Source organism: Lacrimispora amygdalina (assembly GCF_003432035.1).
In the GTDB taxonomy this organism is placed as follows: Bacteria; Bacillota; Clostridia; order Lachnospirales; family Lachnospiraceae; genus Lacrimispora; species Lacrimispora amygdalina.
On record NZ_QOHO01000029.1, the window covers coordinates 1 to 13,782 of the forward strand.

The window sequence follows — 13,782 nt, forward strand, 5'->3', positions numbered from 1 at the left end:
CTCTACTTTCTTTCACACTATCTGCTCCTTAATCGTCAAACCGGCTCAAAGCGTCTTCCATCAGACGGTCCACGAGCTGGTCCTTGCTTATTCCTGCTGCCTCCCAAAGCATGGGATACATACTGATCGCCGTAAATCCCGGCATTGTATTAATCTCATTAAAGACAACCGTTCCATCTTTCTTCACAAAAAAATCCACTCTTGCCAGCCCGCAGCCATCCACTGCCTGAAATACGGCTTTTGCCGCTTCTCTTACCCGTTGTGCAGCCCCCTCCGGCAATACCGGATCAATGACAGTTTTTGAGTCCGCATTGTGATACTTTGCGTCAAAGTCATAAAATTCTGCTGCCGCAAGAATCTCTCCTACACCAGATGCCTTAACAGGCTGATTCCCGCCGCCCAGAACGGCGCATTCGATCTCTCTGCCGACGATCATCTCTTCTACCAGAATCTTCCGGTCATGTCTGGATGCTTCCAGTAATGCATCCTCAAGTTCCTTCCGGTCTGACGCACGGCTGACACCTTTTGAAGAACCCGCATTGGACGGCTTTACAAATACCGGATAATCAAACCGTTCTTCGACTCTGGCTATTACCTGCTCCATATTCTTTAACTGATGACGCATAACCGGTACATAGGCAGCCTGCAAAACCCCCAGGTCATCTACAATTATCTTTGTATATAATTTATCCATGGAAACAGCAGAGGAAAGAACGCCGCATCCCACATATGGAATTCTGGAAAGCTCCAGAAGGCCCTGAACCGTTCCGTCTTCGCCCATAAGGCCGTGAAGCACCGGAAATACCACATCAGCCTTAACAAGCTCTGTCTTATCCCCGTCAAGCAGTACAACAGCACCCATTCCGGCGTCAGGAGAAAGAATGGCACTGATCCGCCCCTCTCTCCACGATCCGTCTTTGATTTCCTTTACGGATTCTGTTTTAATCCAGTGTCCTTCCTCAGTAATTCCGATCAAAAGCAGATCATATTTATCTTTATTTATATGGTCTATCACATTGACAACTGACATACAGGAAACAACGTGCTCCGATGACTGTCCGCCAAATAATACAACCGCAGTTTTCTTACTCATTCCAGTCTCCTTAATAAATTCTTGATTTACAGCGTTTATATTATAGCACATATGGTTACAATTACAAATAGATTCCAGAAAAAAGGAGATACCCTATGAAACAGAAACGTGATTTATTCTTATGTATTACCTGTCTGCTCATTGCTTTTTTACTGACACTGGCAAATGACAGATCAAATGATGAGGCCCTAGCTGCCCGGATCGCTCCCGAAATCCTGCGGTTTCATGTATTAGCTAACAGCAACAGCACACAGGATCAGAATTTAAAGCTGAAAGTACGCACCATGCTTCTCAATTCAATATATGAAGACCTTGGTGAAAATGCATCCCTGGAAGATACAAAAACCTATATCCGCTCCCACGAATCCATTCTGGAGAAAAAAGCAGAAAACTACATGAAGAACCTGGGATATAATTATCCCGCACATATGGAACTGACGGATTGCTACTTTCCAACCAAGACCTACGGAGATATGGTGTTTCCCTGCGGAACCTATGAAGCCGTAAGGGTAAAAATAGGCGAAGGAAAAGGACACAACTGGTGGTGCGTCCTCTATCCTCCGCTCTGTTTTACGGATTCTTCCTATGCAGTCGTGCCGGATACCTCAAAAGAGATCCTGCGGCACTCCATAGATGAATCTGATTATTTAAAATTAAGAAAAGAACCTGTAAAAATCCATGTAAAGCTTAAAGTTTTGGATCTACTTCCTGTGAATAAAAAAACCGCTATTTCGCAGAATCCACAATGATTCCCTTTACAGCCCACTGGTAAGTAGTGTATGCCTGATACAGCTCTGCATATGCACTTTGCCTTGCACCCTCTGCCTGTAAAAATGCCATTTGAGACTGAAGATATGTAATTTTACTTAACATACCCATCTGAAAAGAACGCTCTGCTTTCTCTTTATCAAGCACTGCCTTCTCGTAGGAGGTATTGGCTGCTTCATAAGCGGTCTTTGCCTGCTTCAGATTCTGATAAAAAGATTGCATGGTGACTGCAACATTCTGTTCGCCTTCCGATACTCTTGCCTTTTTATTTTCCATTCCCGTAGAAGTCTTATCGGAATTGGTACGGCGCATATCGATAAGGGCATAATTGTTGCTTATGGCTTTTGCTGTATCGCTTTCAAGGTCCAGGTTGGAAATTGCTAACAGATCCAGTTCCGGGAGATCTCCTACATTTGGCAGAGAATCTAAGGAATACCCTGTCATTAGAGCCAGTGACCGCCGCAGACCATCAACCGTCTGTTCCAAGCTTAATACAGAAGCCTGGGTGGTAAGTACTTCCTTTTTTGCAGACAGGACATCATTTAGTGTTGCCGTACCAACTTGCTGACCTAATTGCTGAGCTTCATAAGCAGAATTACATACTTCCGATGCTTTTTGAAGCAGTGCCCGGTTTGCAACAGCGTTGTTATATCCGATCATAAGCTGATCGGCATAATACTCATATTGCCTTGAGGCCTGTGTAATACCGGAGTTGATCTTGGAATTGGATTGGTTAAGAGTTTTAAGGGTCCATTGTAACTTATCAGTCTGGGTCTTTATACTTTTTACTGTTCCCTCTAAAACCTTATATACAGGGATTCCATCTTCATTAGTTATACCAGTTGGCTTAAGTTCCTTCGCCTGATCCTCAAGTTCCTTTATTTTATTTTTCATTTCGATTCCTACAAGCTCATTATAAACGTACTTAAGATTATCTATATTCGAATTGGCAGAATCCACTATATTCTGCAAATCCGGATTAAAATACCGGACCAGGTCGGAAAGTTCACCAAATTCTATGTTGCTGTCATTTAATTTACTCCACTGTTCCGCTGTTATTCCCTCAGGGATCGGTTTTTCTGCCTGCCCCGGTCCAACAGCTCCATATGCGGGAGAAACCGAGGAAGCCGTTAACAGCGCGGCCAAACAGATTGGCCAAACTTTTTTATTTCTCATCTCATCAGCCTCCTGCCGAAGCTAGCCCGTTAACAGCATTGTCATAGGTTTGGACCGCCTGAAATAATGTAAGCTGAGCCTTCTTCATCGAATTATCTTTTGTATTATATACATTCTTTTGCTTCATGTAATCAAGTCTGCTTAAAGTTCCGATCTGCTGCTTATGCTCTGCTGTCTCCATATTCTTACTTTCCAGCTCAAATTCTCCCTTTGCCTGTTCATAAGAGGCTTTGGCTTGCTGAACAGCCTGATAGTTCTTTACAATCTCAGATTTTATATTCTGCTCATTGCTGAGAACCGTCCGCTTTAATGTTTCTTTCGTCAGTTCAGCCACCGCATTTTCCAGCTTTCTTTTATTGATTTTAAAAGTATAATTTTTTTCCAGCGCAGCATCTTTATCTGTTTCCGGATTCATCGCAGCAATATGTTCAAAATCAACAGCCGGTATATCCCTGATTTCAGGTGTATCGCTATACTTCCAGCCCAACATAACAAGAAGTTTTTGTCTTGTCTCTTCAATTGACCCGGTAAGTTTCTCAATTGAAGCCTGAGTGCTCTGAACACCTTCCTTGGCTGCAAGCACATCAGATAAGGTGGCCATTCCTGCACTTTGCTTTACAAGAATCGCCTGATATTGAGCTTCCATATATTCCAGGCTGTCTTTTGCTGACTCCAACTCTAATTTCTGTTGAAAATATGATATCATAGAGGACTGAGCAGAAGCTACCAGGCCAGCTTCCTGCTGGTCATAGGTGAGTTGGTGCACAGTTATATCTTCAGTAACCTTATCTGCAGCCTCTTCTGCCTGAGCTGCAGCCACCTGAGCCTGCGCATCTGCCACTGGATCATCGCCAGAGACATTGCTTCTGGCATCAAACGCCGCATCACGGTAGTACTGAGCATATTGATCCCGGGTAACTTTATCATCTTTTTTCTTGTCACTGATATCGAGCTGGTTTTTCTGAACCGTTACATTATATTCATGTATCAGATCTTTCAGCTCATCATACTCCATCACATTATCTCTAAGTTTAGCCCATTCCTCAGAAGTTCTTGAAAATTCCGGACTTCCGGCCCAAACCGTTGATGCCGGACCGGAGAAGGTCAGCACCGCTGCCAGTGCAAATGCACCAATCTGTTTCCATTTTCTCATCCTAAATCCTCCTTAATTGGAATTTTTATACTGTGTTCTCTTACTATCATATCACAACCTGTCAAAAGGCGGAAAACCACATTCTTCCAACCAATACGGAAGGCTGGGTTTCCAGCTGACGGCGTTTAATCCGGCAGCTGGGTTTTATCTACTTTTCCGCTCATCAGTGAATAATAAACCGGAAGCATAAGCAGCGATAATATGGTGGAAGCAGTAAGACCTCCCACGTTAACAAGCGCAAGTCCCTGCATTGTCTCTGTGTTGCGTCCGATTCCCAATGCCATAGGAACCATGGATACAATCGTAGTAAGGGTGGTCATCAATATGGGACGAAGCCTGGTAGCTCCTGCTTCTATAAGGGAAGTATTCTTATCCATGGTAGCCCGATACTGGTTAACCGTATCGACATAGAGAATACCGGCATTTACTACGGTACCAATCAGCATTAAAAATCCCAGAAGAGATGGCATACTGATCGCAACATCTGCAGCCAGCAGACAGGCAAAGGAGCCAATCAGACTGAAAGGGATGGTTGTCATAACCATGAGTGAGAACTTTGGTGATTCAAACTGAGCCGCCATAACTATAAAGATTAAAAATGCAGCGATCAGAATCGCTTTTACCAGATTACCAAGCTCTTCCTGCATGGATTCATCTTCACTGTTCTTTGCTCTTGAGACTCTTTCGTTTAAATATTTGCTAACAACTTTACTGTCAAGTTCTTTAATCGCTGCAGCCTTATCCTTCTTCGTCTTAACAACATCTGTGAAGGATCCTGTAATCGTAACCTGATACTGCTTGTTTTTTCTGTTGATGGCAGTGGGGCTGTCTTCATAACCGATACTGGCAATATCTGTCAGCGCTACAGAACCGCCTGTGCTGTTGGGCACCGTAACCCCCTCTACCTTTTCCAGAGTATCGTAGGTGCCTTCCGGATATTCAACCCTTACATCCACATTCTGTCCGTCTACATCCATGGTCGTGGCTTTCACACCACTTAACATTCCGTTCAGCATACCGCCCACTGTTGAAGGAGCCACCCCCTCCGCTGCTGCTTTAATCGGGTCTACACTCACCTTTATAACTGGTGCCGCATTCTCAAGGTCGGAATGCACCTTAATCATTTCCGGCCGGCTGCTTAATTCAGCAACCATCTGGTCAGAGGTGTTTTTTAAATGGTCCAGCTGGGCGCTTTGGAGAATTACCTCAAAATCATTGCCGCCTCCGCCTCCCGTCTGGCTGACGCTGGAGGTTGATTTCACGGTAACGTTACAGTCCGGAATCTGCCCCATCAGTTTTTTCCATTTATTAACTACCTGATCTGTAGTAAGGGTTCTGTCGCTCTTTAAGTAGGCTGTCAAAGAACCGCTTGTTCCTCCTGCAAAACTGAGTTCTCCTGAACCATAGCTTACCATATAGGATTTCAGATCCGGTTCACTGGTGACGATTGCCTCCAGCTTTTTCAAAACCTGATCCGCTTCTTCAATCTTTAAGCCCGGCTTCATCTTGGCAGTAACGGAAACCGTTCCCTGATCCACTGACGGCATCAGTTCAAAGCCCAGCTTTGTTGCAAATAGAAATGATGAAAATAATAACAATACGGACAGGATCATAACGAGAGCCCGTCTTTTTAACAGCTTACCAACGATCTTTCTATAACCGTTCTGAAGAGCTTTTACAATTCCTCCCATTGGAGAATTCTGTCTTTCCACAGGACAGAACCTGCTATAGCATAATGGAACAACTGTTATGGCAGAAACGAAAGATGCCAGCATACAAAAGACAATGGTATATCCGAGAGGTTTAAACAGCTGGCCAGTCATACCCTGTAAGAATGCCAGAGGTATAAATACAACGCAGGTGGTTAACGTTCCTCCGAGAATGGACTGCATAACAACGCCGGTTCCTTCCAGGGCCGCTGACAAATATTCCCTGAATCCGGTCCCTTTCTGCGAGCGGAAGCAGCTCTCCAGTACAACAATGGAGTTATCTACCATCATTCCGACTCCCAATACAATACTGCTCATGGTGATTACATTCAGTGAAAATCCCATGGCAGACATCATGATCAGTGATACAAGAATGGATACCGGTATTGAACTTCCAACAATCAGTGACGCTTTAATATCCCCGAAAAAGAGGAAGATAATAACCATGGAAATAATAACTGCCATAATCATGGTATTTTTAACGCTGTTCAGTGCGCTGATAATCTGTTCACTGTTATCATCTACAACTACAATATCCAGATTGGGATATTCACTTTTTAAAGAAGTAATGGTTTTAGTTACGGATCTGGATACATCAACCGCACTGTTTTTCTGCTGTTTGCTAATGGATAAGGTAATGGTATCTTCTCCATTATAACGGCCGATTGCTTTTTTCTTCTGGTTCGTTTCCGAGATGTCCGCAATATCTTCCATGTAAATAGTCTTTCCCTGGCTGATTACGACAGGTACCTTTTTCAGACTTTCCACAGTCTTTACTTCCACTCCGGTACTAACGGATAAATCTCTTTTTCCCACACCGGTACTGCCTGCGGGATAAGTGAAATCTGCTGCTTTGATCGCCTGGCTGATAGAGTCCATATTGAGATGGTACTGTTTCATCTTTTCAGGTGAAAGAGTAACTCTGACATAGCCTTCCTCACCACCGCTGATATTGACGCTGGCAACGGATGGTATCTTCTCAAGTTCAGGTACAATCTTATCACTTACATAATTATACAGATTGCTTTGTGAAGGATCATTCACTGACAGAGTCATGGATGGCATCTCATTAATGTTAAATTCCATAATGGACGGTTTTTCCACATCCTTTGGAAGATCCACACTGTCCATTTTCTTTTTTAAATCATTATATGCCTTATTCATATCGGTACCGTAATTATATTCCATGTACACGATAGAAAGATTCTGCTGGGAACTGGACTGAACATTTTTAATACCAGAAAGAGTACCAACCGACTCTTCGATTGGTTTGGTTACCAGATCGTTAACGTCTTCCGGGCTCGCCCCTGCATAAGTAGTTGTCACTAAAAGCATAGGGAAATTCATCTCCGGCGTCAGTTCCATCTTTGCTGATAAAACAGATGACAGGCCGAATACAAGAAGGCATAAGACAGCTAATACGGCAGTTATGGGCCGCTTTAAAACAAATTTTGTCATTCCCATTTTACCGCCTCCTTATTGTGCAGAAGCAGAAGTTTCTACCTCGGTTCCATTGCCTTCTGTCGTCTCTGTTTCTGTCGTGGTTTCCTGATTATTCTCTTCTGCCAGAGTTACTTTGGAACCGTCATATAATTCGCTGGTCCAGGTTGTGATCACCTGATCATCTGCGCTGATCCCGGACTGAACCTCTGCAAATTCATTATTCGTAAGACCGATGGTAACTGCATTCTTTTTCAATGTTCCGTTGGAATATGTATAAATAAATGGATTTCCTGCTTCATAATAGACACTGTCAACAGGAACTGTAAGTACATTTTCGGCTTTCTGAGCAGTTACATAAAGCTTGACGGAGGTTCCGGTGGCTAGTGTATCCCCTGCAGGTATAGAAGCTTTCACTTTGAATAATCCGCTGCCGCTGTCAACCATAGTACTTACTTCTGTTATGGTTGCTTCATGATCCGTTCCGTTTTTCTCTACCCGGATTGCATCTCCGGCTTTTAATCCGCTTATAATCCGCTCTGATACATAAAATGTAAGAGACTTTCCGCCATCTCCTGAAATTACGCAGATTGTTGTCTGAGGAGAGATCATATCGTGAAGGCTGATATCAAAGCTTTCCACTTTTCCCGAAATGGGTGCCGTCACCTGACTGCCTTCCAGCTGGTTATTATATAAAATCTTAGCATTCTCATATTGAAGTCTGGCAGTTTCAACCTTATCCACAGTGGACTGGTAATCTGCATCAGCCACATCTCCTGCAGCATGAAGAACCGTATAACGGTCTAAATTCCTCTTGGCATCCTCATATGTGATTCTGGAGGTTTCCATGGCAATCCGGGTACTTTCCACCTGTTTTGTATCGATCACGCAGAGAAGCTGACCTGCTGTTACTGTGTCTCCGGTCTTCACACCTATGTTTGTAACTTCGCCTGAGCCAAGAGGTGTCACATGAACAATACTGTCCGGTTCAATAGTACCAATCAGTTCATTGCTGATTTCTATCGTGCGGGTCTGCGGCTTTTCGGCAGTTACTACCGGCGGTGCTTCTGCTACCAGCTCTTCCTTGCCTCCACTAAGAATCTTAGGAAGAACGAGCCCTGCGAGAACAGCCACTACAACTACAGTTCCTGCAATTATAAATACTTTTTTCTTTGTCATATCAAGCTCCTTATTATCTTTTCAGTCAATAATATGATTCTAATTACTTTTTTCGAATTCCATATTGTAATATCTCTAATTTTTCCTGGAATATTTTCTTAATTTTTTCTTCATCTTCCGGATGATGGAAGGTCCAGCTTATGCACCGGGCCAGCTCAATTATAATTAATGAGATCAATTGTCCGAATGTTTCAAGATCCGTTCTCTTAAAATCTGATGTATCAATACTGCTGTACAATACCTCACACATCTGTTCAAGCCTCACATCTTTGTCAGGACAAAGATTATGAGCCGCACCAAAAAGTTTATCGCTGTCACGAATATTCTCTGCCAGTTTTAACATCTTCTTTTGTGCATTCTTAATTGAATACTCCAAAAAATCAACTGCTGTTTTCCATAGATCACCATCGTTTTTTTTCGCGCAGTGCGTCCAGCTGTCAAAAAAGCTGTCCGCAGCATCTTCAAAAATATAGCCTAAAATATCACGCTTATCCTCAAAATAAGTATAAAAGCTTCCTCTGGATATTCCTGCTGCTTTAATTATTTTATTAATGGAAGCCTTTTCAAACGGCACTCTGGTAAACTCCTCTATCGCTGCATTGCATATCACTTTTTTTTTCTCCGCCGGAAGATTATAAAACCGCTCCGTAGGCATCCTTACACCTCATTTCCCTTATTTATTCCGCATGTATTATGTTTTAATTTAAAAAGGTGACAACATGCCATTATTATAATGACACCTTGTCACCTTGTCAACAAAGTTATATTTATTTAATAAATTTCCAGATTAGTTTATTTATTCCTGTCCAGAAACTCTTTTAATGCTTCATCGCTTTCCTCAATCCATAAGTCCTCTTCCTCTTCATTCAATCCGAGGAATCTGGCAAGAGTATCCGGAGTTGAACTGTTGTTCCATTCATCAACATAATCATCAATCGCCTCAAAATCAATTTCGCCGGCCAGATATTTTTCTTTAAATGTCATATCTTTCCTCTTTCTATTCCTGTCCCTTAATATTTTTGGATACTGTAATTTCCTGATTGTCGATATGTTCCCGCATCGCTGACTTGGCGTCTTCCACTCTGCGCTGTCTTACTGCCTTCAATATGTTGTCATGCTCCAGTAATAATACCTGCCGTTTATCTTCATCCTTGATATACTCCAGACGGTACCGGTACATCTGTTCTCTTAAATTATTAATCATCTGTACCAGCCTGTCATTACAGGTTCCTTTGTAGATCACATCATGATATGCTTCATCTGTTTCCGCTATATCCATAGGTTTTCCTTTCAGAATTGCATTGCGGAACATCTCCTGCTTCATCTCCAGTTCTGTAACTTCGTCTGGTGTCATACGCTGGCAGGCAAGCTCAATTGCCAGCTCTTCCAGTGATCTGCGGACTTCCAATACATCCCTTAAGCTTTTTTCTGATATTTTAGCGACTTCAGCGCCTTTTCTCGGGATCATCAGAACCAGACCTTCCAGTTCCAGCTTACGGATCGCTTCCCTGATCGGGGTGCGGCTGACTCCAAGACGCTCTGCCAGCTGAATCTCCATCAGACGCTCCCCGGGTGCCAGTTCTCCTTTTAGTATGGCCTGTCTTAAGGTATTAAATACTACATCCCGAAGCGGCAGATATTCATTCATATTGACTTTTAAATCATTACCCATGGGGTACCTCCTTGGTATTATAAAAATTCGTTAAATATACTTGTTTAGCCAGATTCCTGCTCTCACCATACCTCAGCTCTTCATATGCTCTTCCAGCGGCAATGGGGTTGGTAAAGATGCCAAAAACCGTAGGTCCGCTTCCGCTCATCAATGCATTGACAGCTCCCAGCTCCTTCAATTTTTCTTTTATGTCTGCTATCACAGGATATTCCGGGATAGTTACAGTCTCTAATACATTTCCAAGACGTTCGGATACCTGATAAATGTTATGGTTCTTAATCGCCTCTATCATTCCGTCGATGTCCGGATGATCCTCTTGTTTCAATCCGGCCACATTCAGGTGGTCATATACGAATTTGGTGGAAACACTGACTGACGGTTTCGCTATCAGCACCTGGCACTGAGGCATATCCGCAAGAGGAGTAAGTATCTCACCGATTCCTTCGGATAGCGCCGTTCCTCTCATGATACAGTAAGGTACATCTGCCCCGATCTTTACGCCACGCTCCATCAGCTCTTCTCTGGAAAGCCCCAGCTGAAACATCTTATTTACACCAAATAAAACCGCCGCTGCATCGCTGCTTCCTCCCGCCATTCCAGCGGAAACAGGGATAAACTTTTTTAAATGAATACGGATTCCATGAGGTACATGAAACTCATCCATAAGAAGCTTTGCTGCTTTATAAACAAGATTGTTCTCATTGACCGGCAGATAATATAAGTTGGTAACAACTTCAATCCCCGGCGTTTCTTTCAAATAAATATCAATTTTATCATATAGACCTACAGTCTGCATGATCATCCGAACTTCATGGTAACCATCATCCCGCTTTCTTAATACGTCTAAACCCAGATTGATCTTTCCATAGGCCTTTAATCCCAGATGTCTTATCATAAGCAAACATCCCTCACTTTTCGGTTTTCGGATTGTATTTTTCTATTTTTTTGTATACAGTATTTATTATATAACGAAGTACATAAAAGCACAAGTGTTTTATAATCTTTTGTCCTGCCTTTCTTTCATTAAATTTTTGTTAATTTTTCATAAAATTTTATAATGTTCCTGTTAAAAAATTTTATTTGACAAACTGAAGGATCCATGTATAATGTTGTTATAACGAACGAGGGCGTTCCACAAGCGGAACTGCTCTTTTTTGCTATTATTAAATCAAGGAGGTAGTGCTGTATGAAAAAATTGGAAATTATTATCAAGCCGGATAAGCTTGAAGACCTTAAGGCAGTACTGGAAGGCTGTAAAGTCAATGGACTTATGATCAGCAATGTCATGGGTTATGGAAATCAGAAAGGTTATACTCAGATGTACCGCGGTACCAAGTATAATGTAAATCTGCTCCCTAAAGTCAAAGTTGAGACAGTCGTACCAAAGGAACTGGCTGATCCAATTATTGACGCAGTCGTTAAAGAGATCAATACCGGAACATATGGAGACGGTAAAATCTTTGTTTACGATGTTCAGGATGCAGTACGAATCCGAACCGGTGAACATGGCCGTGAGGCTTTGTAGGGGAACCTGAAAGAGATAAACTGAATATGGAATGAATATAAATTATCAATGAGGATAATTGCCTTTTCAAAGGCGATTATCCTCTTTTATTTTACATTCCGCGCTATCGCTATCCATTCTAAGAATTCAGGAGGAGTTATCATTATGGAAAATACCACTTTATTACTAAACATTATATGGACCATGCTGGGTGCAATTTTAGTCTACTTTATGCAGGCAGGTTTTGCACTGGTTGAGACTGGTTTTACAAGAGCTAAAAATGCAGGAAATATCTGTATGAAAAACATGATGGACTTTGTCCTTGGCTCCCTTTTCTTCTTCATTCTGGGCTTCCCTCTCATGTTCGGAAACAACATCGGAGGAATACTGGGCGGTTCCGGATTCTTTAATCCCTATTCGCTTGCTGATTCCGATGGATTATTCAATGGACTGCCCATTGCCGTATTTATGATCTTTCATACCGTATTCTGTGCAACAGCTGCAACAATTGTATCCGGAGCAATGGCAGAGCGTACTAAATTTTCTTCTTATTTAATCTATTCCGCCTGTATCAGCGTTTTCATCTATCCCATTACCGGTCACTGGATCTGGGGCGGCGGCTGGCTGACAAGTATTGGTTTCCATGATTTTGCAGGTTCAACTGCGGTTCATATGGTAGGCGGTGTATGTGCTCTGGTAGGAGCAAAAATTGTAGGTCCACGTATAGGTAAATACAATGAAGACGGAACTCCCAATGCAATTCCGGGACATAATATTCCTTTGGGCGTTCTTGGTGTATTTATTCTCTGGTTCTGCTGGTTCGGCTTTAACTGTGGTTCTACAACTGCCGCTACTACAACCGTGGGTGATATCGCCATGACCACAAACCTGGCTGCTGCGGCTTCCACTTTGGTAACACTGTTATTCACATGGAAACGCTATGGCAAACCAGATGTATCCATGACTTTAAATGGCTCCTTAGCCGGTCTTGTTGCTATCACTGCAGGCTGTGATGTGGTAACCCCGTATGAAGCAATCATTATTGGTGCTATTGCTGGTCTGGTAGTCGTTCTTGCAATTGAATTTATCGATAAAGTTGTTAAAATTGATGATCCGGTTGGTGCAGTAGGTGTTCACGGCTGCTGCGGTCTCCTTGGTACTCTTCTTACCGGTGTGTTCGGCGAAGGTGTCAGCTTCCTGCCTCAGTTAATCGGTGTTGTTTCCGTACTGGCTTATGCCGGAGTGATGGCATTTATTATCTTCACCATTATTAAGAAGACCATAGGTTTAAGAGTATCCGATCAGGAACAACTGGATGGTCTGGATATCCACGAACATGGAATGTCAGCTTATAGCGGATTCCGTATGGATAAATAATCAGCTTTCCCTCATATTTTATATATCATACTTCCGAAAAAGCCCCGGCAATTACAACGCCGGGGCTTTTCCTTCCTGTCAGTCGGAAAGAAACCCTTCCATCTCCTCCTCCATCTGTTTTAACGCAGCTCCATAATTTTTAAACTCTTCCGCCGCCTCATCTTTTTTCTCTCCCTTATAACAGATTCTGTGCTCCATACTGGCCCACAAATCCATGGCCATGGTGCGAAGCTGTACTTCCACCGGATAATATTCCATCCCATCCGTATGGTAAACCGGAACACCGAAAACAATGTGATAACTCCTGTATCCATTCGCTTTTGGAGTCTTAATGTAATCACTTTCCTTTATTACAACAATATCCGTCTGTTTTCGAAGCAGATCCACAATCCCATAGATATCTCTTACAAAATAACAGATCACACGGATCCCCCCAATATCAGTGAGACAGTTTCTGGCCGCGTCTGTGGTTGGCTCCTTCCCGTATTTTATTAATTTGTTTTCAATGCTCTCTCTCTGTTTCAATCGGTACTGAACATGATGAATGGGATAATTAAGTTTTTTTCTTCTATAGTCCTTATTCAGCACATCTACCCTGACCTGTATATTATTCAGCGCATCTTCATAAGGCTGAATGAAACTTAAATATTCTTCTTCGGTCATACTCCACCTCCAAAACAATCCTCATATAAGTATCTAGTATATCTTTTT

The 13,782-nt window shown here is 42.6% G+C and carries 13 protein-coding genes; 3 read left to right on the forward strand and 10 right to left on the reverse strand.

Annotation, left to right across the window (positions count from 1 at the left end; translation table 11 throughout):
- Positions 1-28: 28 nt before the first annotated feature.
- Positions 29-1,093: a D-alanine--D-alanine ligase family protein gene (locus DS742_RS10135; protein ID WP_117416888.1), complete on the reverse strand. Its 1,065-nt coding sequence runs from the start codon at positions 1,091-1,093 to the stop codon at positions 29-31.
- 95 nt (positions 1,094-1,188) lie between these two features.
- Here DS742_RS10135 and spoIIR point away from each other — a divergent pair, with 95 nt between their 5' ends.
- Positions 1,189-1,842 (forward strand): stage II sporulation protein R, encoded by a 654-nt coding sequence (gene spoIIR, locus DS742_RS10140; RefSeq protein WP_117416889.1) that lies wholly within the window; start codon positions 1,189-1,191, stop codon positions 1,840-1,842.
- On the opposite strand, the gene DS742_RS10145 is transcribed toward spoIIR, so the two are convergent.
- From DS742_RS10145 to ispE, 8 genes are all read right to left on the reverse strand, one after another.
- Positions 1,820-3,037 carry a TolC family protein gene (locus tag DS742_RS10145; RefSeq protein WP_117416890.1) on the reverse strand — a complete coding sequence of 406 codons (1,218 nt, stop codon included), beginning with the start codon at positions 3,035-3,037 and terminating at the stop codon, positions 1,820-1,822. The two genes, spoIIR and DS742_RS10145, sit on opposite strands and share 23 nt — an antisense overlap.
- Before the next feature lie 4 nt (positions 3,038-3,041).
- Positions 3,042-4,190, reverse strand: a complete 1,149-nt coding sequence (locus DS742_RS10150) for a TolC family protein (protein ID WP_117416891.1) — start codon at positions 4,188-4,190, stop codon at positions 3,042-3,044.
- A 125-nt stretch (positions 4,191-4,315) separates the two neighbouring features.
- Positions 4,316-7,363: an efflux RND transporter permease subunit gene (locus tag DS742_RS10155; protein ID WP_117416892.1), complete on the reverse strand. Its 3,048-nt coding sequence runs from the start codon at positions 7,361-7,363 to the stop codon at positions 4,316-4,318.
- 12 nt (positions 7,364-7,375) lie between these two features.
- Complete coding sequence (locus DS742_RS10160) at positions 7,376-8,518, reverse strand: efflux RND transporter periplasmic adaptor subunit (protein ID WP_117416893.1); 1,143 nt, start codon at positions 8,516-8,518, stop codon at positions 7,376-7,378.
- A 43-nt stretch (positions 8,519-8,561) separates the two neighbouring features.
- Positions 8,562-9,173, reverse strand: coding sequence for a TetR/AcrR family transcriptional regulator (locus DS742_RS10165; protein ID WP_117416894.1), 612 nt, complete (start codon positions 9,171-9,173; stop codon positions 8,562-8,564).
- A 137-nt stretch (positions 9,174-9,310) separates the two neighbouring features.
- Positions 9,311-9,502, reverse strand: a complete 192-nt coding sequence (locus tag DS742_RS10170) for a hypothetical protein (protein WP_117416895.1) — start codon at positions 9,500-9,502, stop codon at positions 9,311-9,313.
- A 13-nt stretch (positions 9,503-9,515) separates the two neighbouring features.
- Positions 9,516-10,190, reverse strand: coding sequence for a GntR family transcriptional regulator (locus DS742_RS10175; RefSeq protein ID WP_117416896.1), 675 nt, complete (start codon positions 10,188-10,190; stop codon positions 9,516-9,518).
- The gene (gene ispE / locus DS742_RS10180; RefSeq protein WP_117416897.1) at positions 10,183-11,085 is read right to left on the reverse strand and encodes a 4-(cytidine 5'-diphospho)-2-C-methyl-D-erythritol kinase; all 903 of its coding nucleotides are present in this window, start codon (positions 11,083-11,085) and stop codon (positions 10,183-10,185) included. The genes DS742_RS10175 and ispE overlap by 8 nt, the downstream gene beginning before the upstream one ends.
- A 291-nt stretch (positions 11,086-11,376) precedes the next feature.
- On the opposite strand from ispE, the gene DS742_RS10185 reads away from it, so the two are divergent.
- Together DS742_RS10185 and DS742_RS10190 are read left to right on the forward strand one after the other, a co-directional pair.
- On the forward strand, positions 11,377-11,715 hold the full coding sequence (locus tag DS742_RS10185; RefSeq protein WP_117416898.1) for a P-II family nitrogen regulator: 339 nt from the start codon (positions 11,377-11,379) through the stop codon (positions 11,713-11,715).
- Positions 11,716-11,859: 144 nt separating this feature from the next.
- Positions 11,860-13,071 (forward strand): ammonium transporter, encoded by a 1,212-nt coding sequence (locus tag DS742_RS10190; protein ID WP_117416899.1) that lies wholly within the window; start codon positions 11,860-11,862, stop codon positions 13,069-13,071.
- Positions 13,072-13,149: 78 nt separating this feature from the next.
- Here the strand turns inward: DS742_RS10190 and DS742_RS10195 are convergent, their stop codons facing one another.
- On the reverse strand, positions 13,150-13,734 hold the full coding sequence (locus tag DS742_RS10195) for a GTP pyrophosphokinase (protein WP_117416900.1): 585 nt from the start codon (positions 13,732-13,734) through the stop codon (positions 13,150-13,152).
- Between the last annotated feature and the right edge of the window lie 48 nt (positions 13,735-13,782).

Excerpts from the sequence above, each read along its gene's own strand:
- DS742_RS10135 (WP_117416888.1), bottom strand. The coding sequence starts at position 1,093 with ATGAGTAAGAAAACTGCGGTTGTATTATTTGGCGGACAGTCATCGGAG.
- spoIIR (WP_117416889.1), top strand. The coding sequence starts at position 1,189 with ATGAAACAGAAACGTGATTTATTCTTATGTATTACCTGTCTGCTCATT.
- DS742_RS10145 (WP_117416890.1), bottom strand. The coding sequence starts at position 3,037 with ATGAGAAATAAAAAAGTTTGGCCAATCTGTTTGGCCGCGCTGTTAACG.
- DS742_RS10150 (WP_117416891.1), bottom strand. The coding sequence starts at position 4,190 with ATGAGAAAATGGAAACAGATTGGTGCATTTGCACTGGCAGCGGTGCTG.
- DS742_RS10155 (WP_117416892.1), bottom strand. The coding sequence starts at position 7,363 with ATGGGAATGACAAAATTTGTTTTAAAGCGGCCCATAACTGCCGTATTA.
- DS742_RS10160 (WP_117416893.1), bottom strand. The coding sequence starts at position 8,518 with ATGACAAAGAAAAAAGTATTTATAATTGCAGGAACTGTAGTTGTAGTG.
- DS742_RS10165 (WP_117416894.1), bottom strand. The coding sequence starts at position 9,173 with ATGCCTACGGAGCGGTTTTATAATCTTCCGGCGGAGAAAAAAAAAGTG.
- DS742_RS10170 (WP_117416895.1), bottom strand. The coding sequence starts at position 9,502 with ATGACATTTAAAGAAAAATATCTGGCCGGCGAAATTGATTTTGAGGCG.
- DS742_RS10175 (WP_117416896.1), bottom strand. The coding sequence starts at position 10,190 with ATGGGTAATGATTTAAAAGTCAATATGAATGAATATCTGCCGCTTCGG.
- ispE (WP_117416897.1), bottom strand. The coding sequence starts at position 11,085 with ATGATAAGACATCTGGGATTAAAGGCCTATGGAAAGATCAATCTGGGT.
- DS742_RS10185 (WP_117416898.1), top strand. The coding sequence starts at position 11,377 with ATGAAAAAATTGGAAATTATTATCAAGCCGGATAAGCTTGAAGACCTT.
- DS742_RS10190 (WP_117416899.1), top strand. The coding sequence starts at position 11,860 with ATGGAAAATACCACTTTATTACTAAACATTATATGGACCATGCTGGGT.
- DS742_RS10195 (WP_117416900.1), bottom strand. The coding sequence starts at position 13,734 with ATGACCGAAGAAGAATATTTAAGTTTCATTCAGCCTTATGAAGATGCG.